The organism is Pseudomonas sp. Z4-20 (assembly GCF_051131955.1).
In the GTDB taxonomy this organism is placed as follows: Bacteria; Pseudomonadota; Gammaproteobacteria; order Pseudomonadales; family Pseudomonadaceae; genus Aquipseudomonas; species Aquipseudomonas marvdashtae.
This window is the reverse complement of the sequence record NZ_CP071641.1, coordinates 977,373-1,002,490: the sequence shown is the minus strand read 5'-3', so window position 1 is coordinate 1,002,490 and position 25,118 is coordinate 977,373. Positions and strand designations below refer to the sequence as shown.

At 57.5% G+C, this 25,118-nt stretch carries 10 protein-coding genes; 7 read left to right on the top strand and 3 right to left on the bottom strand.

The window, feature by feature from the left end:
* Positions 1–262 precede the first annotated feature (262 nt).
* From J3P82_RS04660 to J3P82_RS04650, 3 genes are all read right to left on the bottom strand, one after another.
* Positions 263–676 carry a hypothetical protein gene (locus tag J3P82_RS04660; RefSeq protein WP_434561087.1) on the bottom strand — a complete coding sequence of 138 codons (414 nt, stop codon included), beginning with the start codon at positions 674–676 and terminating at the stop codon, positions 263–265.
* Between the two features lie 218 nt (positions 677–894).
* Positions 895–1,311: a hypothetical protein gene (locus tag J3P82_RS04655; protein WP_434561085.1), complete on the bottom strand. Its 417-nt coding sequence runs from the start codon at positions 1,309–1,311 to the stop codon at positions 895–897.
* A gap of 2 nt (positions 1,312–1,313) precedes the next feature.
* Positions 1,314–14,159: a hemagglutinin repeat-containing protein gene (locus tag J3P82_RS04650; protein ID WP_434561083.1), complete on the bottom strand. Its 12,846-nt coding sequence runs from the start codon at positions 14,157–14,159 to the stop codon at positions 1,314–1,316.
* Positions 14,160–14,453: 294 nt separating this feature from the next.
* Between J3P82_RS04650 and J3P82_RS04645 the strand changes: the two genes are divergently transcribed.
* The 7 genes from J3P82_RS04645 (at position 14,454) to J3P82_RS04615 (ending at position 25,115) form a co-directional block, all read left to right on the top strand.
* Positions 14,454–16,055, top strand: a complete 1,602-nt coding sequence (locus J3P82_RS04645) for an ABC transporter substrate-binding protein (protein WP_434561081.1) — start codon at positions 14,454–14,456, stop codon at positions 16,053–16,055.
* Between the two features lie 255 nt (positions 16,056–16,310).
* A complete protein-coding gene (locus J3P82_RS04640) occupies positions 16,311–17,936 on the top strand; it encodes an ABC transporter substrate-binding protein (protein WP_434561079.1) in 1,626 nt (541 codons plus the stop codon).
* A gap of 307 nt (positions 17,937–18,243) precedes the next feature.
* Positions 18,244–19,845: an ABC transporter substrate-binding protein gene (locus tag J3P82_RS04635; protein WP_434561077.1), complete on the top strand. Its 1,602-nt coding sequence runs from the start codon at positions 18,244–18,246 to the stop codon at positions 19,843–19,845.
* Between the two features lie 169 nt (positions 19,846–20,014).
* Entirely contained in the window at positions 20,015–21,436 is a 1,422-nt protein-coding gene (locus J3P82_RS04630) for an OprD family porin (RefSeq protein WP_434561075.1), read from the top strand.
* Between the two features lie 75 nt (positions 21,437–21,511).
* Positions 21,512–23,107, top strand: coding sequence for an ABC transporter substrate-binding protein (locus J3P82_RS04625; RefSeq protein WP_434561073.1), 1,596 nt, complete (start codon positions 21,512–21,514; stop codon positions 23,105–23,107).
* A 75-nt stretch (positions 23,108–23,182) separates the two neighbouring features.
* The gene (locus J3P82_RS04620; protein ID WP_305496852.1) at positions 23,183–24,193 is read left to right on the top strand and encodes an ABC transporter permease subunit; all 1,011 of its coding nucleotides are present in this window, start codon (positions 23,183–23,185) and stop codon (positions 24,191–24,193) included.
* Between the two features lie 10 nt (positions 24,194–24,203).
* Positions 24,204–25,115 carry an ABC transporter permease subunit gene (locus J3P82_RS04615; protein WP_434561071.1) on the top strand — a complete coding sequence of 304 codons (912 nt, stop codon included), beginning with the start codon at positions 24,204–24,206 and terminating at the stop codon, positions 25,113–25,115.
* The last annotated feature ends 3 nt before the right edge of the window (positions 25,116–25,118 follow it).

The following is a 25,118-nucleotide window of genomic DNA, read 5'->3' as shown; positions in this document are numbered from 1 at the left end:
GGGACAGCCACCGAATCAAAATAAAACTCGCCAATGTGCTTTCCCGTCTTTTAGATCAGTAGAGAATAAGAGTTGCCCCTGATCGGCGTCCTCATGAAGCGTCCTCGACCTGAAGCGTCTATGAGTCGCACCCTTTCCTCAAGAGTTCGCCGAATTTTCACTGCCCAATACCGCTCTCGATTGGCGACAGTGCATGCCGGTATGCGCCGAACCAAAATCACCGAAACCCACCCACTCGAAATTCATTCTGCTCGCCCTCCGCCTACGGCAATTTCACTATAGCGACCTCATCAGAACCTTTGGGCAGCTCTAAAAAACACTTCCATTTCTCTAAAATTTTGCGCCATTCCTGCAAGGTAAACCTGCCCTCAGGTTGGCCGATCCAGTCGTCGTTGACCAAGATATCAACTTGCACACCTGAAGCATCCCTATTCAATAGGACATCATTTCCACCTTCAATGATTGATACCTGAACACCTTCCTCGATTGATGTGACAGCCTCCAGCAATTGAACACAGCTACTTGGAATCTGAGCGTCTGCACTTAATACACCGCAAACATAAAGCTCATAGCGTTGCGCATCCTCTTGGCCAGGGGACACCTCAGCTACAGCGTCGTATACCTGCCCAGCAACCGGGTGAACGCCACCATCAACATAATAAAACTTAAGCTCCATTGCATATCCCAAATACATTAAGGCTCATACTCTGGATACCCCTCCAAACCTGACGACTCGGTGTGCGATATTGAGCGGGCGAATTCGACCAGGCTGATGCACCGTCAACTGTGTTATCCCCAATCACAGGAGCAACCCACCCAAGCTCATTTATCCCGCACAAAACGCACCTTTTCCCAGCGCGTGATGAAGCTCGGGAGTCGTTTCTCTCAGCAAGCTTATTTGTTTTTTACAAAGCTGACATAAACCGCCTGTATCACAGCGTCCTCTTCACCGATATCAGGCGCATAAACCCTAAGACCCAGCCCGTCCACATCAAATCCTGAATTATTAAATTTCAGGACCTCACCTTGCGCAACCAAATGCTGCTGAACTTCAAGTACATCCGCACCGGACAAACGCTGCCCGCGCCAGCTGAGGTCGCTCCATTTCAAGAATTCCAAACCGATGATGGCAAAACTCACATCAAAATAAACATGCACTCCTAAATCATCGTAGGCGTCAGTCGGAACTGTAGAGTCTGTCGTTTTGAAGAACTCATCAAAACCACCTCCCAATATCGCCCGCGATTGATCGCGAGTCATACCCACGTGCACCGGACCTAAATCACCAAAACCCAACAGTTCGAAGCTCATCACTATTTTTTCCTAAAATCATCCGGATTCAACTTAGACGCATAATCCAACATCTGGCCTATCGCCGCGTCATACTTATCACCAAACTTGCTCCGTATATCCTTTACATCCATGTCGATAGCCTCCATCAATTTCCCTTGACTTAACAGCTCTTCCTGCTTCGCCCTATATGCCACAGCTGCATCGGAAGGGCCATGACTCGCTGTCCTTGCGTGATCGGCCGGGGACATCTTGATTGCCGGGCCATCTTTTGAGCTTATGGGTGCTCCGACATAGCATCCTTTGGCCGGACAATGGTGGGAGTCAAAACCGTCATTTTTCGGCTTTGTCGTATCTCTATGCGGGCCGCCTAGAACGTCATGTGGATTTTGCTTATCCAGAATCTGGATGGCTCTCCCGCTAGCCTTGATACCAAGGGACTTGAACTCTCCCAGCACCGCATCGATCAGAAAACGACTCGCAACGACGTATCCATCACCGTCGTACTGATACTCATCATTTCCCTCGTCATGTCCGGCTTTGGCCTTTTGGTGTCTCTTCGTCAGCTCGTGCTCAGGCTCTCCAATTAGTTTCGACGCCACCTTGATCGCGGCCAGATCTTTCAGTTCATCGATTTCAGGGCCATATGCAGCGTTGAGCAACCCATTGGCGGTCACGCTTAAAAGGAACTTCATGGGCCCCATCAGCGCCTGAATGCCGATAACGGTGGCTTCAAATGTCTCCGTGGGCATGCCTTGGGCGAGGTCAATCACATCCAACACTTGGTTCAGTGCAAGCTGTCCGTGAGTAATAAGCTCAGCCGGAACCTGAGTAGGCGGTAGTTCTATAGAGCCCGGCCTATCAGGCCCACCCAATGTAATCATGCCCGGGCAGGTATTGTTTGCGGTGCAGCTCTCTACCAGTTTTTCGTAATCAGCTGCCTGCTTTGCAAACTCAGCCAGTCCGTCCAGCACGGCAGCAGGCAATATTTTGATCCGCTCTGGATCAAGCCCCTGTCGAACGAAATTTTTAGTAACGGCAAGCGCCCGCTCGCTGCCCAACTTATCAATAAGCGCTTGAGGAACATCGCCAGTCCCGACCAATTGGGCACTTATTGCTCGATCCAGATTTGTAAGGAAATCGACCCCAGCCTCGGCCTCTTTGACCATGTTCGCCTTGAAATTGACAACATTGTCGCCCCACTTCGTCACCGTCTCGACCGGATGGCTGACCGCATCGATTGAAGAACTACTCACGTACAGATCAGTCCGGTGCTCCTTATCCTTGGTCACAACGTAGGCTTGGTTCACATCACGATTAAGACCGGCCGTAGAGTCTTGAGCCGCGGTCTTGTCGTCACGCACGACAACCTGGCCCGCCCCCACCGTGGCATTGAGAACCTGCTCCCGATCTTTTTTGTAGTTGTAACCCTCGATTGCCCAGCTGTTTTTGCTCTCGCCTTCCATGCCTTTGTTCGGCTTGTCTTCCTGAGAACCATTGCCGCCGCCGTAACTGCCGCTGACACTGAGGTAGTAACCGTGCTCATTGTCCTTGCCCGTGATATTGCGGTGCCCGAGGGTGTCGGTATCGAGCTTCAGGTTACCGTTATCGGCGGTGATCACCGAACCGTCGAGTTGGGTGTGGTTTTCGGTACGGATGTCGACTTTGTTCTTACCGTTAATAACCGTCTGGTTTTCAACCCAATTGGTCTTGCCATTAGTCTGGCCATAACCCACAGAGCCACTCACGGTCGCGCCGAAACTGACGGCGACGGTGAGACTGGCATCGAACTCCTTGCCCTCAACCTTGCCGGTGTTGGGTACCGAAGTCACTGTGAGGTCGCGACCAACGTCACCGATGACTTCATCACCACGCAAAGTGGCGCCGGCAATGTTGGTATCACGTCCGCTCTCGAACCCCAGTTTGTTGCCGGCGTACAGATAAGCCTCTTGCTGCCTTACGCCTTTGCGATTCAGATCACCGATCCCAACGTTTACTGAGCCATAAACGCCGAATCCATCTTGACCGGCGATAATGCCGCCCTCTGCCCCCCAGCTGCGTCGATCATGAGAACTGCTATAAGCGTTTTGCGCGGAAAGAACGTTCAGATCGTTACCGGCTTTGAGGGTAATGTCCCGCTCCGCGGTCGCCTGGGTTCCGATCAAGGTCAAGTCATTCTTCGCGTCGAGATTTATGTTGCCGCCTGCGGTTAGCTGCGTCGGCGAAGAGGAACCTTGGAATAATTTATCCTCAGTACCTGCGTTGCTGACACCAACTCCGAGCTTGAAGCCGCCCGTGGTGCCGCCCTTGACACCACCTTTACTCTGGGTGGAACTCCCCTCGCTGCTGTCTGAGCCGTGGGCGACATCCAACGTGATATTTTTGCCAGTGACGTTGATGTCACGACCGGCATTGAACTGGCTGCCGCTGACACTGATGTCGTTTCCTGCGTCCAGCGAAATATCGCCGCCCGCCAAAAGCGTCGACGGACGTTGTGTCACTGAGCTTTGAGTGTGGCTAGAACTGACACTGGAGCCCCCCAAATGCCCGTCAAACTTTGGCCCACTGAAGAACTGGTCAAGGGTATCCACCGCTTTGAGTACGCTTGAGCCCTTGCTGACCCCGTCCTCGCCCTTGCCGGTGCCCTTGAGTCCGTCAATCGTATTGCCTATGTTGTAGGCCGTCGTCACCGTAAGGCCGTTGCGTTTGATGCTGTCAATAATGGTGACTTGGCTGGCCTCCTCCTTGGCATCAATGTTGATATCGCGCCCAGCCTTGAAGCGGATATTGTTCTCGGCCGTCAGATCGGAGCCCTGCTGATTTATATCGCGACCAGCATTCACATTGAGGTTCATTCCCGCATCGATGGAGCTACCCGCGGCGGTGTATCCCTTGCTGTTGACGCCGTGTTGGATGGTTTCACTACCAACAAATGTTGAAAACGCGTTGCTGTCGATGGTCTGCTTCAGACCTACACTTTTGTCCGTCTTCCAAGTGTTGCTACGCTGCTGATCGATCGAGGCGACCACGTTGACGTCCCGCCCTGCCTTTAACGAAGCATTGTTATCGGCGCTGACTCCACTTCCGATAACGTTGATGTCACGGGCCGCATCGAGAATTGCGTCGTGCCCAGCATTCACCTGACTACCAATGCTGGTGGAACTGACGACTTCCCGACCACCCTTTTGTGAGGCTGCTACTGCAATATCGGCCCCCAATCCTGGTGTGCCCGCAAATGCACCGATAGTGTCCTTGAGTGACATGCCCACTTTTTTCTTGTATTTCTCGGCACGGCTGTAAGCCTCGTCGTCCGCAGACGACAGGGTAATATCACCCTCCTTGTCCACTAGCCCGGCGTGTAGCTCGGCGTCGTGGTTGGCATTGATTTCACTTGCGTTCAGGCGCACGTCACGTCCAGCGATTACCACTGCATCGTGGCCGCCGTTTAACTCGCTTCCTATCTGGGTGACAGAAGTCTGTAGTTGACTGCTGCCACTTTTCGACATGCCAAACCGACCAGTCTTGGTCTTCTTGGTGTAACTGCCAGACTCCTCCGTGGCGGACAGAACAGCTACGTCTTGGGTTGCACCGACCACCAGATCATTACCGGCATTCAATTGACTGCCGATGATCGCGACATTGCGCCCTCCATCGAGGCTGACGGCTCCGTCGTTATCTTTGGACGCGTTAACAGTCAGGTCATGACCCGCCTCGATGACCGAAGCGACGTTTTCGCTTTCATAACTTTCTTTTTGAGTCGTCTTGCTTCGACCGAATGAACCTTTTTTCTTCCTGTAGTAATAGGAAGAGCTTTCATCTTTTGCCGACGCAACAGTGATGTCCTGTACCGCATCAAGGCTGACATCTTCAGTGGCCTTGATCCGACTAGCGATGATGCCCAGATCGTTGCCCGCATTCAGCGCGATGTCTCGACCTGCGTTTAATACCGACGACTGCTGGGTGACGCTATGCGTTTCATTCGCCCGTCTTTTGCTGCGCGAGACGTAATCTCTTTCGTTGGCGGCCGAGGCGATGACAATGTCATTACCGGAATCGACGATGAGATCACGCTTGGCATCCAATCGACTGGCGACAACCGCGACATCACGGTCGGCACTGATCGACAGGTCCCTTCCGGAAGTCACTTCGGCTGCATGTTGGGTAATGGTCTGGTTGAGGAAGTTGCTACCGCGCGAATCCGTTCGGCGATCCTGGACCGAGGTGATATTCACATCCTGACCAGCGATAAGCTTCAGGTCCCCCTCGCTTCGCAATACCCCACCAATATTATTGACGTTGCGCCCCGCATCGATCTTGAGATCATTGGCCGCTTCAATCCGCGCAGCGCTGTTCAAGACATCCCGATGCAGTAGCGTCCCGCCATAGTTGGTATCAAAACCGTAGACGTCCCGCTGATTGATCACGTCGCCCTTTGTGGCGGTCAAGCTCACGTCGCGACCGGTAATGATGCCACCGGCGCTGTTGACGATATTGTTACCAGCCTTGAGCGTCAGACGCTCGCCGGCCTCGATCAAACCGCTATTGGTGAGGTTGTTGCCCGCTTCGGCCGATAGATTGTTCGAAGCTCGTAGCGTGCCGGCGTTGATTAGATCCGCACCGGCAATCAGGGTTACATCACCGCCCTGGACCAAAGCACCGTTGGGTGCCAGGCGATTGTTGGCCTGGGCCATGTACAGCACCGGCACCAGCACTTTCTCTCCATTCACCTCATGCTCTTCGAGCCAGACGATGTCATGCGTCAGGGCCGCCACTTGCTGGGAGGTCAGGGTCACGCCCAGCGACAGGTTGAGCTGCTCCTTGCTGGCCACAGCGTTGTTCATCAGATACTTGAACATCGCTTCGTCAGAGGTCTGGCCGTCAATCCAGCGTTGGCCGGTACGGGCTACCACAGCTTGTTGCACCAACCGCTGTTCGAACAGGCCGTCGCCGAGACGTTTGGCGCTGGTGTCCGGGTCGTAACCCAGCTTGTCCAGCAGGTAGTCCGAACTCATGAACTGCTTGAGATCGGTGAGCGCCGGGTTGGTTTCGATCAGGTATTTTTGCGGGTTGGAGCGCACGCTGGTGTCGGGAAGCCCCTGGACACGCGGCACGTCGAACGCGCCCTTGTCACGGCTGGGCAACAGCACACCCACCGGGCCGTCACCGGCGCTCGCGTTGACATTGATCAGGGCGGTCTTGTCGTCAAGGTTCAACGACGGACGAGCGGCCAGGATCAGGTCACGCTTGTTCATTGCAACTGGATCATTCTGATCGAACTGCAAAGCGGTGGCAGGTCTTGCTGGATACCCGACAGAGCGCTCGGCAGTCGTGCCGGTAACCGAGCCAATGGTTCGGTCTTCGTCTGGCACATTCGTCTGCTCGCTTGCGCCCTTCCCGTTGAGGCGGAACAGGCCATTGTTGCCTACCGGCAGGGTGAAGCCTGGCAGCGCCAGTGGATTGACCTGCTGTTGGGCCAAGTTTGGCGGCAATTGCGGGTTCAAGAACACGATAGTCGGTTTGACGCCGCTCTTGACGGCTGTGTCAGCCGAAGTCTTGGCCGTGCCATCAAAGTTGGTGTAAGGGTTGAGGTTGCCGTTGTTGATCGTGGTTTTGGCGTTGATTTCTACAGCCTGCCCAGCCTGCACGATGGACGAAACGCTGCCGCCGCCGTTGGTGAAGATCCGGTCATCTTTCTTCAGCGCGCCCGACAATATCTGGGTAGGTATGGCGACTTCGGCGCCAATACCAAACTTGGTATTTATTTTGTTGAGTTTCTGTTTATCGGGCGAGTTATAGTCCCAAAAAGTTCCTCCTTTGTCCGGCTCATGCCACCTTCTAATATAGCTATATGGATTTTCTGAGTTTCGATCTGCGTAACGTTGTAGGCCTGCGCTGATCCAGCTAGTTTCGTCGTTAGGCAGTCCACTAAGTTTATATATTCGCGAACGAGTGAAACTTCCTGACTGAAGCCCGAGGTTGTTAAAAGTGTCAACGTCTAGCTTGATAGACTTACCGGCTGAGACCAGCGATGCGGTATTGTTGAAGGATCCGACGTCACCTGTCAGGTTACCCGCGACTATAAGAGAGGCTTGCGGGCCTGAAATTGTCGATGTCGACTCATAGCGTTCGTTTACGTAGAACGTAGCAAGCCGGTCAAACGTAATGTCCCCGGCGATAAATTTTTCTTCGCCAACCACGCCTTCGGTTTTATTGTTGAAACTATTCGCCGACAACGAAAAATCACCATCAACATTGATCGACGCGGCGAGATTGTTGACGTTATTCGCCCGACCGCCATCCCTCCCCGCGATCGTCAGATTGCCGATGCTGTAGATATCGCCGGTCTGGTTCGTGAAGTCGTTGGCAAGCAGATTCATGTTGCCGCCACTGAAGATCAGCCCGGTATTATTGACCAGGCTGGCCGTCTTGATCGTGAGTACTTGGGCGGCGCCGAGCGTACCGCTGTTGCTCACTGCTCCGGCGTTGAGTATCAAGTCACCATTGGACGTCAGGCGACCGCCGACGTTATTCAGCAAACCGTCCACGTTGATGGTGCCGAGCCCGCCAGAGCCGATGCTCGAAACGCTCGTCAAACCGAGCTGCGGGGCCTTGAGGGTCAAATTACCCAGGCTGCTCACGCGGCCATTACCGCTGTAGCCGCCAGTCAACTGGATGTCCAGGCTCCCATCGCTGGCAATCAACCCGTCGTTGATCCAGGTACCGCCTTTGCCTATCAGTTGGTTCGCTGCTAACAACTGTCCGCTGGCAGTTTGGGTGAAGTTGTTGACGTTGACCGTCAGGCGTCCTGCCTGGATCACGCTGCTGTTGGTCCAACTGCTTGCGTTCAGCGTCAATCCACCCCGGGTCAATAACGAACCACCGGCATTCATGACGTTGGCCGTGGAAATACCGAACTCACCCTGGCCGACGTGTGTGACGGTCCCTCCTGCGTTGAGGAAGCTCGGTGCTGCGAGGGTAAGGTCCGTATTGGCGGATTCCAGCAGACCGTTACGGTTATCGAACAAGCTACCGATCTGAAAATCGGTCTTGCCGCTGGTACCCAACGCCCGCAACTTCCCACCCTGGTTATCGAGATTGGCGGCTCGCACTGCCAGAGTGGTGGCGCTTTCTACCAGGCCGCCATTGTTGGTAAGGCTGCCATTGACGCCAAGTTCGATATTGCTGCCGCTGATTTGACCGGCGTTGTTGTTCAGTGACCCGGCCGCAACATTCACCCGTCCCTTGGCGTAGATTCCGCCGCCGCCATTGTCCAAAGCATTGGCGCCAGCATCGAGCAGGATGTCGCCAGTGTTGGCCGCGATACGGCCAGCGTCACTGTAGATGCCGCCCAGCGCTCGCAGGTCAAGGCGGCCGCCTTCAAGCTTGCCGCCCTGGCCGTTGCGTAGCACTCCGGTCAGGCGAGTTCGTAACAGGCCCTTCAAACTGGACAGCACGCCGCTACGACTGTCGAGGCTGGCGGCGATAAGGTTCAAATCACCGGTCTGGGCGATGATTTTGCCGCCCTGGTTGTCGATGGCGCCGTTACCCGCGTTCACGCTCAAGGCGCTGTAGCTTTGCACCGCGCCTTTGGCATTGTTCAGTCCGCCAGCGGTAAGGGTCACGTCAGCGTCACGACTGGAAATCAGGCCATCGGCATCGTTATGAGCAATGCCGCCAACGGTGAGATTCAATTGGCCGATGGCTGAAATTGTCCCGCTTTTGCTGTTGTTCAAGTCGCCAGAAGTCAGCAGCTTAAAAAGAGACTGGCTGATCAACTGGCCGCCCTGGTTATCGACGCTACTGGAGCGTTTGATGACCAGTGGGCCTGTGCTTCCAAGTGCGCCATTGACGTTCGTCAGGGCACCCAGCAAGTCGAGGGTGACGCTGTCTGCCCCCACCAGGCTGCCGCTGGTGTTATTCAGTTGAGATCCGGTGAAGGCCAACGCTTTGCTGGCGGTGACACGGCCAGATGTATTATCCAAACCGGCCGCATGGATATTCAAGGTGTCACCGCTTTCGATCAGGCCGCCCAAGGTGTTGGTAAGGGCGCCACCGGTGAAAGTCAGCGTCTGTTTGCCGCCGCTGGTAACGATACCGCTGTTGTTGTCGAGGCTGGCCGCTGTGAGGTTCAGCTCGCCCTTACCGGCGATACCGCCCTTATTGTGGTTGATCAACGCGCCTCTGAGGTCGATGGTCAGGTTACCGAGCAAACTGGAAACCGTGCCTTCCTGACTGTTATCGAGCGAGCCGCCGCCGACCGTCAGCCCATTCCAGCCGGACACCAAGCCGCCCTGGTTTTTCATTTCGACGGCGGATAGGCTCAATCGATCATTACTGATCAGGTTACCGCCACGGTTATCCAGGCGGTTACCGGTCAGGCTATAGCTGTTGACGCTGGAGATTTCGCCAATCTGGTTATTGAGGTCACGCAGATGAGCGATGCTCAACACGCCTTTGGTGTTGATCAAACCATTGCGATTATCCAGATCCCCCGTTGCCGGCCCCAGATCAATGTCGATACCCGAGCCACCCAACAGCGTGCCGCCCACGTTGCTCAGACCGACGCTGTCGAGACTCAGTTGTTGCTCAGCCTTGATCGTGCCTTTGTCGTTAGTTAGCAATCCATCAACGGTCACGCCAAGATCGCTGTCACTGAGCAATACACCACCGCTGTTATCCAGGCTCGCTGCGCGGATTTGCAGCGCGGCAGCCGCGATCTTGCCTTTCACCGACATCAGCGCGCTGTCGATAGTCAGGGTGAGCTTTTGATTACTGAGCAACTGTCCGCCACTGTTGTCCAGCGATGTGGCGACCAGATCGAAAGCCAGGTCGCTGGAAATTTCACCACCGCGGTTGTTTACCTCACCTAGATTTTTCAGCAACAACTGGCCCGGCGCACCGATGAAGCCGCCCTGATTATTTAGCCCGCCACCATTCAAGTCGACACTCAAGTTGCCCTTGCTGAACAACTGGCCGCCCTGCTGATCGAGCCCCTGGATAGTGGCCACCAACGAATTGGCAGCGCCTAAGCTGCCAGCGGCATTAGTCATCTGACCGGCGCTTATTTCCAGCTGGTCACCGGAATACATACTGCCTTGGCTATTGTTCAGCGCACCGGTAGTGATGTTCAGTTTGCCCTTGCTGCTCAGCATGCCTTTCTGCTGGTTGTCCAGCGCACTGCTGGTGATCGTGAGCGTCGTGTCGGTCAGCAGTTGGCCGGCACGGTTACTGACGGTATCGCGGGTTTCGATAGCCAAGGTCTTGGCGCTGGAGACTGTACCGCCGTTGTTGCTCAGGCTTTGGGCATTGATCGTTAGCAAGCCTTCGCTGAGGAGGCCGCCTTGATCATTGTTCAGATCCGAGGAGAGATTGATCGCAAGGTCACGCTGAGTGATGAGCCTGCCGCTGTTTTCCAGCGTTTTCCCCGTCAGCGTCAGTCCCGTGTCACCGGACATGAGCCCCTTGTTGCGGTTGATGATCTGTCCCACAGTCAAGGCCAGGTTTCCGCCAGCCAGGATGTAGCCGCTGTCGCTGTTATCAAGCCAGGCACCCGTCAGGGTCACGTCGGCCTTGCTCGACAGTTCGCCGGTGCGGTTATCGAGACGACCAACGGTCAATGCCAGTGCTTTTGTCGCACCTACCAAGCCCTCTTGGCGGTTATCCAACTCGGCCGCTTTGACCGTGAGACTGTTATCAGCGATGACCACGCCTGCCTGGTTGTCAAAAAAACCAGCGATGGTGAGATCAACATCTCCACTACTACGGATTTCGCCGTTAGCGTTGTTCAGCGTGGCACTGCGGCTGTCGAGGCCGGCGGAGGCGATCAATCCCTTTATGTTGCTGAGTGCCTGATCGATGACGAAGGTCAGCTTTTCATTGCTCAATAATTTTCCGCCATCGTTGTTCAGGCGTTGAGCATTGATGCTCCAGGCTTTTGCGCCGGAAATTTCGCCACCGCTGTTGTTCACCTCATTGAGGTTTTTCAGAAGCAATTGACCCGGAGTATGAAGATTGCCGCGCTGGTTGTTCAGCAGACCATGATTGAGATCCAGGGTCAGGTCGCTGTTGCTGAATAGCTCGCCGCCGTCCTGCTTCAGCGAGGTGACGGACACCTGAAGCTGTTGTTGGCTGCCGATCTTCCCACCGGAGTTGTCGAGATGCGCCGCTGTTAGCAACAACGTGCCGTCGGTGGCGAGACTGCCGCCCTGACGGTTCTTCATCCCACCGGTGGTCAGTGTTGAATTGGCCTTCGCGCTGATGAAGCCTTGATCACTGTTGTCGAGGCTCGCGCTGTTCAACGTCAGACCCTTTTGGGATGCAATCAGGCCGCCTTGGTTAAGCGCGGCGCCGACGAATGTGAGTGCCATCGTTTCAAGGCTCGAAAGCTTGCCCAGGCGATTGTCGAGGCGACCGGCATCCAAGGTCATCTGACCTTCGCTGCTGACCAAGCCCTGCTGGTTGTCCAGGCTGTCATCGAAGTCCAATTCCAAGCTGCCCTGGGTGACAATCCGTCCGCCGATATTGCTCAGTCCGATGCCGCTGAGCGTGCTCGCACCTTTGCTGAATATCAGGCCATTGGTGGCGTTGATGATCTGCTCGACCTTCAAGCCCAGCGTGGTGTCGGACAGCACCTTGCCTCCCTCACTGTTGTCCATGCGAGCGCCCTGGATGTGCATATCCAGCTGGCTGGACAGCGAGCCACCGCGATTGTCGATTTGATCGACGTTCATTGTCAGTGTCTTGAGTGATCCGACCAAGCCATCCTGGCGGTTGTCCAGACTCTTGCCGGTCAGGAGCAGATTGCCCTCAGCTACCAGCTCGCCGCCCTGTTGGCTCAAGATGTCGACAGTCGCTTCGATATCGCCCTTGCCGGAAATCCGTCCGGCATCGTTGGCCACTTCTTTGGCCTTCAGATTCATCTCCCCTGTCGAAGTGACCAGCCCCCCATCACTGTTATCCAGCGAGTTGCCTTCAAACGCCAACGCGGCCTTGCTTTCAATGCGGCCCTTGGCTCGGTTATCCAGTTCATCGATCAACAGTTTCGCGGCCTGATCGGCGCGAATGAGGCCTCCACGGTTATCGACACTGGTGCTGTTGATGCCCAGGGTATTTAGGCTGGAAATTTTGCCGGTGCGGTTATCCAAGCGAGTGGCTTGCACATCCATCGCACCATTGGCCTGGATCAGGCCTTTCTGGTTGTTGAGCTGAGCGCCGATCCGGGTGGTCAGCGCCCCCTCACTGGTCATCTGTCCCTGTTGACTGTTGTCGAACTGTTGCGCCCGAATGACCAGAGCCTGTTTTGCGCCGATCTTGCCGGTGCTGTTATTGATGGTGCCGAGCGCGGTGAGATCCAGCAGACGCCCAGCCGTCATCAAGCCTGAAACGTTATCCAGCGAAGTGGTCGTCAGTACGGTATCGGTTTGGCTGGAGAGTTCGCCGTTACGGTTAATGAGCTGCCCAACGTTACCGCCGATCTTGCCGCTGCTGATGACACCGCCATTGTTCAGGACCTGACCGGCGTCCAGGCTCAAGGTATTGTTGCTTAGAACGCGCCCGGTATTGCGGTTATCCAGTGTTCCGACGCTGATAACAGTGGCTGCCCCGTTGAGCATTCCGCCCTGGTTGTTCAACGTCTGCGCAACGTTGGCCGTGAGGTTACGGCTGGCAACGATGCTCTTGCCGTTGTTGTTCAGGCTTTGTGCCGTAACGCTCACATCACCCGAAGCATTGCGCGTGTTATCCGGGTTGACCCCCGCCTCGATAATGCCGTTGTTGATTAGCTGCCCACCGGCATTCAGCACGATGCCGTCCCGCGCCGCCAACGTTTGCCGGTTCGTCAGATCACCCTGGGTCTGCGCATTCAACGTCGTCCCCGCGTAAACCGGCCCCCGCGCATCAAGACTCGCAGCCTTGACATTGACCGCACCGCTGGCCGAGGTATCGACCATGCTCAAACGCCCATTGGCATCAAGCTGAATATCACCGCCGCTGGCAATCAACTTGCCGTCCAGCTTCACTCCGACGCCGGCCTCGGTGCCTACCAGCTTGATCGCGCCGGCGTACATCCCACCCAGCGCCGAGGAATCAATCGCCAGTTCCGGCTTTACACTGCCGTCATCGGCGCGAGCGGTGGCGCTCAAAGTCTCTGCGTTGACGTCATTGCGCCCGGCCACGATCGTCAGGTTCTTGGCCTGGATCTCGGCATTGAGCTTGGCGCTGCGGGTGATGATTTCGAAGCGGTCGACGTTGCTGGCGTTAAGGCCCGCGCCTTCGATGGCGACGCTGCCCTGGTCCACTTGATAGCGGCTCAGCTGACCGTTTTCGATGATCGGCTTGCCCGTGGTCAACGTCGCCTTCGGGGTATTGATGAAACCGCAGCCGTTGCAAGTGATGCCGTAGGGGTTGGCAACAATCACATGCGCCGATTGCCCCGCCACTTCGGTGTAGCCGCGCAACTGGCTCGGGTTGCCGCCATTGACTTCGTTGAGGATGATTTTGGCGGCCGTGCCGTTGAGGTTCGGGTTGCCTAGGATGATGCCGCCCAGTTGCGTGGATTGGGTGCGGTTGGTGGCATTGTTGAGGATCACGCCGCTGCCGTCGACGTTGTAGTCCTTGAACTGGTTGTGTGACAGACCGCTGCCATTGGGCTTGGCGATGTTGACGATGGGCACGCCGTTGCCCGCCCGGTCCAGGCTGGTGCCAGGCGCGCTGACCACGATGCCCTCGGCCTGGGCCCACATCGGTTGCCAGAACATGACGTTGGCCAAGAGGAACGCCAGGCCGCGCTTGGGCATGCCGAGAAACCGCTCGCGGGTTTGCGGGGCAGCAGAAGGTTGGCGGGCCAGGAAGGCGTATTGGCGGTCGTCCATGATCGGGTCTCGTTGCAGCGCAATTAAAGGGTCATCCATACCGAAGTCGGTCGGCAGCAGAGCCAAACATGACTTCGTCCCAAGGCGGGTAAGACGTGCGTCAACCCCGGCCCGAAAAGCAATATCAAAATAGTGGCGCGATACTAGATAGCCATTATTCCGGCGTCAATTAAATATTGATGAACAGCGCGGTATGCCCAAACCCACGGGTCCCCCTCACTTTTCGATATTTCCAACGCCCCCACCCGCAACGCTACTCTCCAGAAAAACCCTCATCACCCTTTAAGGGATTTCATGGACAGAACCACCTTCAAACCACTCCTGCTGGCCCTAGCCCTGATCAGCAGCGCCCCAATGGCCCAGGCCGCCACCACCCTGGTCTACTGCTCCGAAGCCAGCCCCGCCGGGTTCGATCCCAGCCAATACACCAGCGGCACCGACTTCGATGCCTCGGCCGAAACCGTCTTCAACCGCCTCACCCAATTCAAACGGGGCGGCACCGAGGTCGAACCCGGATTAGCCACAAGCTGGGACGTATCACCCGACGGCCTGGCCTACACCTTCCACCTGCGCGAGGGTGTGAAATTTCATACAACCGATTTCTTCAGTCCCACCCGCGACTTCAACGCCGACGACGTGCTGTTCACCTTCCAACGCCTGCTCGACCCACAACACCCGTTCCGCCAGGCCTACCCCACCGAGTCGCCGTACTTCACCGACATGGGTCTGAACACCACGATCAAAAGCGTCGAGAAAGTCGACGAGCACACCGTGCGCTTCAACCTGAACAACGTCGACGCCGCCTTCGTGCAAAACCTGGCGATGAGCTTCGCCTCGGTGCAGTCCGCCGAATACGCCGCGCAGTTGTTGAAGGAAGGCAAGGCCGCCGACCTCAACCAGAAATCCGTCGGCACCGGTCCGTTCGTATTCAAGCGCTACCAGAAGGACTCGCAGATCCGCTACGTCGCCAACAGCGCGTACTGGAAACCTGAGGACGTAAAGCTCGACAACCTGATTTTTTCCATCACCCCGGACGCCGCCGTGCGCCTGCAAAAGCTCAAGAAAAACGAGTGCCAAGTCAGCGGTTATCCGCGTCCAGCTGACATTGAGGTGATGGAACAGGACCAGAACCTGCGAGTGCTCAAGCAGCCTGGTTTCAACTTGGGCTTCCTCGCCTATAACGTCACGCATCCGCCGTTGGACCAGCTCAAGGTCCGCCAGGCGCTGGACATGGCCATCGACAAACCAGCCATCATCAAAGCCGTGTACCAGAGCGCCGGGCAACTGGCCCAGAACGCCTTGCCGCCGGCCCAGTGGTCGTTCGACCCGGCGATCCAGGACGCGCCCCATGACGTGACCAAGGCCAAGGCGCTCCTTGAGGAAGCCGGGGTTGCGCCCGGTACTACCATCGATTTATGGGCGATGACGGTGCAGCGTGCCTCCAACCCCAACGCGCGGATGTCGGCACAGATGATCCAGCAGGATTGGGCCAGGATTGGCATCAAGGCCAATATCATCAGCTACGAATGGGGCGAGTACATCAAGCGCGCCAAGAACGGCGAACACGACGTGATGATTTATGGCTGGACCGGCGACAACGGCGATCCGGACAACTGGCTCGGCGTGCTTTATAGCTGCGCAGCGGTCAAGGGCAGCAACTACGCCAAGTGGTGCGACCCGGCCTACGACCGGCTGATCCAGCAAGCCAAGGTCTCGACCGACCGCCAGCAACGCATCGACCTGTACCGGCAGGCGCAGAAAATCCTCAAGCAGCAGGTGCCCATCACGCCCATCGCCAACTCGACGGTGTTCCAGCCGATACGCAAGGAAGTGGTCGATTTCAAACTCAGCCCATTCGGCCTTACACCCTTCTACGGCGTGGGTTTGAACAAGTAAAACCCGCCCCAGGCCGGTGCGTTGCAGCCTCGCAGCGCACCGGTACGGAGCGCCGCTTGCCCCAAAAAAACCTGCGCAAACGTTCAAATGCGTCAAAAGTTATAAGGATGCGACATTAAGGTACGTTCGTGCCACTGTTTCAGACTTGAAACCGCTCTGGATCTTGCATTGGGTATGGGGCCTGCATAAGTATCCGCAGGACGACTCACGAGGTCGCCCTCAAATCCAAAAATGACAACAAATCATGAGGCCAACATGCTTAAACAAGCGGTCATTCCGTTTTTAGTCGGCGCAAGCTTACTAGCCAGCGCTCCTTTCGCTTCCGCCGCGACTAACCTGGTGTTCTGCTCCGAAGGCAGCCCGGCCGGTTTTGACCCTGGTCAGTACACCACCGGAACCGACTTCGACGCCTCTGCAGAAACCATGTTCAACCGCCTGACCCAGTTCGAGCGCGGCGGCACCGCCGTGATTCCTGGCCTGGCCACCCAGTGGGACATCACCGAAGACGGCCTGACCTACACCTTCCACCTGCGTGAAGGCGTCAAGTTCCACACCACCCCGTACTTCAAGCCGACCCGTGAATTCAACGCCGACGACGTGCTGTTCACCTTCAATCGCATGATCAACAAGGATGACCCGTTCCGTAAGGCCTATCCGACCGAATTCCCGTACTTCACCGACATGGGGATGGACACCAACATCACCAAGGTCGATAAAGTCGACGACCACACCGTCAAGTTCACCCTGAAAGATGTTGACGCGGCGTTCATCCAGAACCTGGCCATGAGCTTCGCCTCGATCCAGTCCGCCGAGTACGCCGCCCAGCTGCTCAAGGACGGCAAGCCTGCCGACATCAACCAGAAGCCGATCGGCACCGGCCCGTTCGTGTTCAAGAGCTACCAGAAAGACTCCAACATCCGCTACACCGGCAACAAGGACTACTGGAAACCTGAAGACGTGAAGATCGATAACCTGATCTTCGCCATCACCACCGACCCGTCGGTGCGAATCCAGAAGCTGAAGAAGAACGAGTGCCAGATCACCCTCTTCCCACGCCCGGCCGACCTCAAGGCCCTCAAGGACGACAAAGCGCTGAAGATGCCTGACCAGGCGGGTTTCAACCTGGGTTATGTGGCTTACAACGTGATGGACAAAGTCAAAGGCGACGACAAGCCCAACCCACTGGCTGACCTGCGCGTTCGTCAAGCCTTGGACATGGCCGTGAACAAGCAACAGATCATCGACTCGGTGTACCAAGGTGCGGGCCAACTGGCGGTCAACGCCATGCCTCCGACCCAGTGGTCCTACGACACCACCATCAAAGATGCCCAGTACGACCCTGAAAAAGCCAAGGCGCTGCTCAAGGAAGCCGGCGTCAAGGAAGGCACAGAGATCGTTCTGTGGGCCATGCCGGTTCAGCGTCCGTACAACCCGAACGCCAAACTGATGGCGGAAATGCTGCAGAACGACTGGTCCAAGATCGGCCTGAAGGTCAAGATCACCAGCTACGAATGGGGCGAGTACATCAAGCGTTCCAAGGGCGGCGAGAACCAGGCCATGATCATTGGCTGGAGCGGTGACAACGGTGACCCGGACAACTGGCTCAACGTGCTGTTCGGCTGCGACTCGCTGGCCGGCAACAACTTCTCCAAATGGTGCGACAAGAAGTTCGATGGCCTCGTCAAGGAAGCCAAGCGCACCACCGACCAGGCCAAGCGCACCGAACTCTACAAACAAGCGCAACACGTCCTCAAGGACGCGGTGCCAATGACACCTATCGCTCACTCGACGGTGTACCAACCCATGCGCGCCAACGTGCAGGACTTCAAGATCAGCCCCTTTGGCTTGAACTCCTTCTACGGCGTCAGCGTCAGCAAATAAAGGTAATCAACGGCGGCGTTTCCAACGTCGCCGTTGCTTTATCTGCCGAGACAAAGACTTGGAAATTGCCTACATCCAAAAGCACTGCGAACCACAGCAGTTGGTTTAGGACGTGTCGCCTTTTCCCACAAGTCTTTCAGGCATTGCGCATATACCGCCCGGCACACGACTCATACCGTCGGGGCTGGAGGTTTTGCCAATCCTGCTGCAGCGCTGTTCACGCATTGGAATGAGCCCAGTGCCCCGGCCCCGTCCCTGGAAGGACACCGGTTCACTGTCAAACACCCCGAACGAGAGAGGGAGCGTCATGCGCCATACCTTGGTTTTATCCGCATTGCTGGGCACCGGCCTGCTGGCCGCCACATCCGCAGCACAGGCCGCCGGCGGCAGCCTGGTGTTCTGTTCCGAAGGCAGCCCCGCCGGTTTCGACACCGCGCAATACACCACCGCCACCGACAACGATGCCGCCGAGCCGCTGTACAACCGCCTGGCCGAGTTTGAAAAAGGCGCGACCAACGTCGTTCCTGGCCTGGCGACAAGCTGGGACATTTCCGAAGACGGCTTGAAATACACCTTTCACCTGCGCGAAGGGGTGAAATTTCATACCACCGATTACTTCACGCCGACCCGGGATTTCAACGCTGACGACGTGCTGTTCACCTTCAACCGCATGCTTGACCCGCAGCATCCGTTTCGCAAGGCCTACCCCACCGAGTTCCCGTACTTCAACGGCATGAGCCTGAACAAGAACATCGCCAAGGTGGAAGCGACCGGGCCATTGACCGTGGTCATGACGCTCAACAGCGTGGACGCCGCGTTCATCCAGAACATCGCCATGAGCTTCGCCTCGATCCTCTCCGCCGAATACGCCGACCAGTTGCTCAAGGGCGGCAAGCCAAGCGACATCAATCAGAAGCCGATCGGCACCGGGCCGTTCGAATTCAGGAGCTACCAGAAAGACTCGAACATCCGCTATGTCGCCAACGATAAGTATTGGGCGCCGGAACGGGTGCAACTGAAGAACCTGATTTTCTCCATCAACACCGACGCGTCGGTGCGGGTGCAGAAGCTCAAGGCCAACGAATGCCAGATCACTCTGCATCCGCGTCCGGCCGACGTGCCGGCCTTGAAGAACGACCCCAAGCTGCAACTGATCGAGAAGCCCGGCTTCAACCTCGGCTACATCGCCTATAACACCCGTCACAAGCCATTCGACCAGGTTGAAGTGCGCCGGGCGTTGGACATGGCGGTGAACAAGCAAGGCATTCTCAACGCCGTGTACCAAGGCGCGGGGCAACTGGCGCAGAACGCCATGCCACCGACCCAATGGTCCTACGACGACACGATCAAGGACGTCCCCTACAACCCGGAAAAAGCCAAGGAGTTGCTCAAGGCCGCCGGCGTCAAGGAAGGCACCGAGATCACCCTCTGGGCCATGCCCGTGCAACGCCCGTACAACCCCAACGCCAAGCTGATGGCCGAAATGCTCCAGGCCGACTGGGCGAAGATCGGCCTGAAAGTGAAGATCGTCAGCTACGAATGGGGCGAGTACATCAAGCGCACCAAGAACGGCGAGCACGACATCAGCCTGATCGGCTGGACCGGTGACAATGGGGACCCGGACAACTGGCTGGGCACGCTGTACAGCTGCGACGCCATTGGCGGCAACAACTACTCCATGTGGTGTGACCAGGATTACGACAAGCTGATCAAGCAGGCCAAGGTCGTCACCGACCGCGACCAGCGCACCGTGCTCTACAAACAGGCCCAGCAGTTGCTCAAGCAGCAAGTGCCGATCACCCCTGTTGCCCACTCGACGGTCAACCAGCCGCTGAGCACCAAAGTCGAAGGGTTCAAGGTCAGCCCCTTCGGTCGCAACGTCTTCTCGGGCGTCAGCCTGAACCCATAACCGTTAGCCACACAGCGGGGCCTCCTTTGGAGGCCCCACGCCGACGTCTTGCCGTAATTCGCCGATCAGGCGCCAAGCAAACGTTTGCAAACTGTAGATGAGTTGTAAACCGATAGCCGAATCACCCAAAAAGATCGGCATAAAAAAGAAAGAAAAAGGAGCGTTACCCATGAAACTGAGCAGCACCGCGATATTGGCGTTGGCCATCAGCAGCGTTACGGCCACGGCTTACGCTGAATCTGTCAGCCAGGAATTCGTTCCTACCGCGCTGGCCGACAGCAGCGCCCAGAGCGAAGCAAAAGGCTTCATCGACGGCCAGAGCCTGGGGGGCACGACGCGTAACTGGTACTCCAACGAGTTGAAACGCCGTGACGACCGCTTCAGCTACAAGCCAAACAGCGTAAAAAATGACCCTACCGTGCCAGCTACGCCGATTGCTCGTCGTATCAACTGGGTCCAGGGCACCATCGTCAACTACACCTCGGGCTTTACTCAGGGCACCGTCGGCGTTAGCACCGAGGTCGCCGCCTACAACGCTATCGTGCTGGACCGGGATCGCAAGCACATTGCCGGTGGTTCCAACCGTACTCTGGCCGACTCCAACGGGGACGCCGTGGACCAGTGGAGCAAGCTGGGCCTGGCCAACGTCAAGTTCCGTGCCTCGAACACGACGCTGACCGCAGGTCGCCAGAACTTCAGTACGCCAATCGTTGATGTCATCGGTAACCGTGCACTGCCTTCGAGCTTCGAAGGTATTAGTTTGCACAGTGAAGAATTCAACAACCTCTCGTTCGATCTGGCCGGTTTCGATCGCGTTTCGCCACGGACCGAGCAGAGCCTGTCGAAATTTCGCACCGAGTATTCCGCCACGGGCGTAGAAACCGACAAAGTCTACACCGCCGGCGTGAACTACCAGCCGTTCAAGAGCCTGAAAACCAGCCTGTATGGCGCCAAGGTCGAAGACTTCTGGAATCAATACTACTTCGGCGCCACCCATGAACTGGGCGATAGCCAGGTGCTCAGCCTGACCACCAGCCTGAACTATTACAAAACCGTCGACGAAGGCAAAAAGCTGATGGGGAATATCGACAACGATACCTACTCCCTGTCGCTCGGCCTTGCTCACCAGGCTCATAGCCTGACGTTCTCCTACCAGGAAGTGAACGGCGACGAGTACTTCGACTACCTGCATGAAACCAACGGCATCTACCTGGCCAACTCCCTGCTGTCGGACTTCAACAGCCCGAACGAGAAATCGTTCCAGATCGCCTACGGCCTGAACATGGCCGAGTACGGCGTACCGGGCCTGAAGTTCAACATTTACCAGGCACGTGGCTGGGGCATCGACGGCACGCATTACCGTGGCACAGCCTACACCGATCCGGGCAAGCAGCGCGGCGACCTGAGCCTGATGGACGGCGAAACTCACTACGAATACGGTGTCGGCGCGTCCTACGCCGTGCAGAGCGGCCCGCTCAAGGCCACCGCAATTCGTGCGACCTACACCACTCACCGCGCCAGCGAAAACCAGGCTGATGGCAACATCAACGAATTCCGCCTGGTCACCACCATCCCGTTCAACATTCTCTAACCCTTTCCACCGACGGTCGACCCACAAGGTCGGCCGTTCGGTTTTTGCCGTTCAACCGATTGCAGAGGATTGACGATGAACATGACCCCCCTACGCGCCGCCATCGCCGCCGCATTGCTGAGCGCCGCCGTTGGCGCCACGGCCAAACCCCTGGTGGTTTGCACAGAAGCCAGCCCGGAAGGCTTCGACATTGTCCAGTACACGACTGCAGTCACCGCCGACGCCGCGGCTGAAACCGTTTTCAACCGCCTGGCCGACTTCAAGCCCGGCACCACCGAAGTGATTCCGGCCCTGGCCGAATCCTGGGACATCAGTGACGACGGCCTGACGTACACCTTCCACCTGCGCAAAGGCGTCAAGTTCCACACCACCGATTACTTCAAGCCAACCCGCGACATGAACGCCGACGACGTGGTCTGGAGCTTCCAGCGCCAGCTGGACCCGAATCATCCGTGGCACAAACTGTCGAGCGTGGGTTTCCCGTACTTTGAAAGCATGGGCTTCAAGGAACTGCTCAAGAACGTCGAAAAAGTCGACGAGCACACGGTCAAGTTCACCCTGACCCGCCGCGAAGCACCGTTCCTGGCCGACGTCGCCATGGCTTTCTCCTCGATCTACCCGGCCGAATACGCCGACCAGTTGCTCAAGGCAGGCAAGGCCGGCGACCTCAACAACAAGCCGATCGGCACCGGGCCGTTCATCTTCCAGCGCTACAACAAAGACGCCCAGGTTCGCTTCAAGGCCAATCCGGACTACTTCCGGGGCAAACCGCCGGCCGATGCGCTGGTGCTGGCGATCGCCACCGATAACAATGTGCGCATGCAAAAACTCAAGACCAACGAGTGCCAGATTGCGCTGTACCCGAAACCGGACGATATCCCCAGCATCAAGAAAGACCCGAACCTGAAGGTCACCGAGCTGGATGCGATGACCGTTTCCTACACCGCCCTGAACACCAGCCACAAATACATGAGCGACGTGCGGGTGCGCAAAGCCATCGACCTGGCCTTCGACAAGGAAGCCTACGTCAACGCGCTGTTCGGCAAAGGTAACGCCACCGCCGCGGTCAACCCGTACCCGCCGACGCTGCTGGGCTTCAACCACGACCTGAAGAATCCGACCCGCGACCTCGACAAGGCGCGCCAGTTGCTCAAGGAAGCCGGCGTGCCGGAAGGCACCGTGTTCACCCTGTTCACCCGCAACGGCGGCGGCCCGACCAACCCCAACCCGATGCTCGGCGCGCAGATGATGCAGGCGGACCTGGCGAAGGTCGGGATCAAGGTCGACATCCGCGTGATGGAGTGGGGCGAGATGCTCAAGCGCGCCAAAAACGGTGAGCACGACATGGTCTCCGCCGGATGGGCGGGCGACAACGGCGATCCGGATAACTTCCTGACGCCTATGCTCAGTTGCGAAGCGGCCAAGAACGGCGAAAACTATGCGCGCTGGTGCAACGAGAAATTCCAGGCGCTGCTCGACCAGGCACGCGCCACAGTGAACCCCGAGGAGCGCGCCAAGCTCTATGAGCAGGCCCAGGTGGTTTTCAACCAGGACCAGCCATGGATCAGCATGGCCCACACCCGGATGTTCACGGCAATGCGCAAGAACGTAGAGGGCTACGTGATTAGCCCGCTCACCACCAATAACTTCGCCACCACCCAGGTGAAGTAGATAAGAAAGCGCTCTTCGACACTTGACCCAAGCGTCGAAGGGCACGCCTAACCGGCTGATGAGGTACACCTGAAGATGTTTAGTTTTATTGCCCGCCGACTGGGGTTATTGATCCCCACGTTCTTCGGCATCACCTTGCTGACCTTCGCGTTGATTCGCATGATCCCCGGCGACCCCGTGGAAGTGATGATGGGCGAACGTCGGGTCGATCCCGAAATGCATGCTCAGGCAATGGAACGCCTTGGCCTCAATAAACCGCTGTATGCCCAGTACCTGGATTACATCGGCAAACTGGCCCAGGGAGATCTCGGCGAATCGCTGCGCACCCGTGAAAGCGTATGGACCGAGTTCAGCTCGCTGTTTCCCGCGACCTTGGAGTTGTCCCTGGCCGCGCTGTTGTTCGCCGGCATCCTGGGCCTGTTGGCCGGGGTGATCGCGGCACTCAAGCGAGGATCCCTGTTCGACCACGGAGTGATGGGCATCTCCCTGGCGGGGTATTCGATGCCGATCTTCTGGTGGGGCCTGATCCTGATCATGTTCTTCTCGGTGTCCCTGGGCTGGACACCGGTGTCGGGGCGGATCGACCTGCTCTACGACATCGAGCCGAAAACCGGCTTCATGCTGATCGACACGCTGCTGGCCGATGAGCCGGGTGCGTTCCTCGACGCGTTGCATCACCTGATCCTGCCGGCCATCGTGCTGGGCACCATTCCGCTGGCGGTAATTGCCCGCATGACCCGTTCCTCGATGCTCGAAGTGCTGCGCGAGGACTACATCCGCACCGCCAAGGCCAAGGGCCTGTCGCCATCGCGCGTGGTGTTCGTGCACGGCCTGCGCAACGCGCTGATCCCGGTGCTGACCGTGGTCGGCCTGCAAGTCGGCACGCTGCTGGCCGGTGCGGTCCTGACCGAAACGATCTTCTCCTGGCCGGGCATCGGCAAGTGGCTGATCGAAGCCATCGGCGCCCGGGACTATCCCGTGGTGCAGAACGGCATCCTGTTAATCGCCTGCCTGGTGATTCTGGTCAACTTCGTCGTGGACATCCTCTACGGCTTTGCCAACCCACGCATCCGTCACCAGCGCTGAGATCAAAACCATGAGTACTCCAACTACCGCGGTAGCAGTCGATCAAAGCCTGCTGTACCCGTCCCCGTACAAAGAATTCTGGCAGGCGTTTTCCCGCAACAAGGGCGCCGTGGCCGGGCTGCTGTTCATGATCCTGATCGTGTTCTGCGCACTTTTCGCGCCGTGGGTCGCACCCCATGACCCGAGCGAGCAATACCGCGACTTCCTGCTGACGCCGCCGGCGTGGCTTGAAGGCGGGCAGATCCAGTTCCTGCTGGGCACCGACGAACTGGGCCGCGACCTGCTGTCGCGCCTGATCCAGGGTTCGCGCCTGTCGCTGCTGATCGGCTTGTCGTCGGTGGTGATGTCGCTGATCCCGGGCATCCTGCTGGGGCTGTTCGCCGGGTTCTTCCCGCGCCTGCTCGGCCCGACCATCATGCGCCTGATGGACATCATGCTCGCCCTGCCGTCGCTGCTGCTGGCCGTGGCGATTGTCGCCATCCTCGGCCCAGGCCTGATCAACACCGTGATCGCCATCGCCATCGTCTCGCTGCCTTCCTACGTGCGCCTGACCCGCGCCGCCGTGATGGGCGAACTGAACCGCGACTACGTGACCGCCGCCCGCCTGGCCGGTGCCGGCCTGCCGCGCCTGATGTTCATCACCGTGCTGCCCAACTGCATGGCACCGCTGATCGTCCAGGCGACCCTGAGCTTTTCCTCGGCGATCCTCGATGCCGCCGCCCTGGGTTTCCTCGGCCTCGGCGTGCAACCGCCCACCCCAGAGTGGGGCACCATGCTGGCCTCGGCCCGCGACTACATCGAACGCGCGTGGTGGGTCGTGAGCCTGCCGGGCTTGACCATTTTGCTCAGCGTGCTGGCAATCAACCTGATGGGCGACGGGCTGCGCGATGCGCTGGACCCGAAACTCAAGAATGCCGCCTGAGGA

Coding starts and splice junctions, on each gene's coding strand:
- J3P82_RS04640 (WP_434561079.1), top strand. CDS start 16,311: ATGCTTAAACAAGCGGTCATTCCGTTTTTAGTCGGCGCAAGCTTACTA.
- J3P82_RS04635 (WP_434561077.1), top strand. CDS start 18,244: ATGCGCCATACCTTGGTTTTATCCGCATTGCTGGGCACCGGCCTGCTG.
- J3P82_RS04615 (WP_434561071.1), top strand. CDS start 24,204: ATGAGTACTCCAACTACCGCGGTAGCAGTCGATCAAAGCCTGCTGTAC.
- J3P82_RS04620 (WP_305496852.1), top strand. CDS start 23,183: ATGTTTAGTTTTATTGCCCGCCGACTGGGGTTATTGATCCCCACGTTC.
- J3P82_RS04625 (WP_434561073.1), top strand. CDS start 21,512: ATGAACATGACCCCCCTACGCGCCGCCATCGCCGCCGCATTGCTGAGC.
- J3P82_RS04650 (WP_434561083.1), bottom strand. CDS start 14,159: ATGGACGACCGCCAATACGCCTTCCTGGCCCGCCAACCTTCTGCTGCC.
- J3P82_RS04645 (WP_434561081.1), top strand. CDS start 14,454: ATGGACAGAACCACCTTCAAACCACTCCTGCTGGCCCTAGCCCTGATC.
- J3P82_RS04655 (WP_434561085.1), bottom strand. CDS start 1,311: ATGAGCTTCGAACTGTTGGGTTTTGGTGATTTAGGTCCGGTGCACGTG.
- J3P82_RS04630 (WP_434561075.1), top strand. CDS start 20,015: ATGAAACTGAGCAGCACCGCGATATTGGCGTTGGCCATCAGCAGCGTT.
- J3P82_RS04660 (WP_434561087.1), bottom strand. CDS start 676: ATGGAGCTTAAGTTTTATTATGTTGATGGTGGCGTTCACCCGGTTGCT.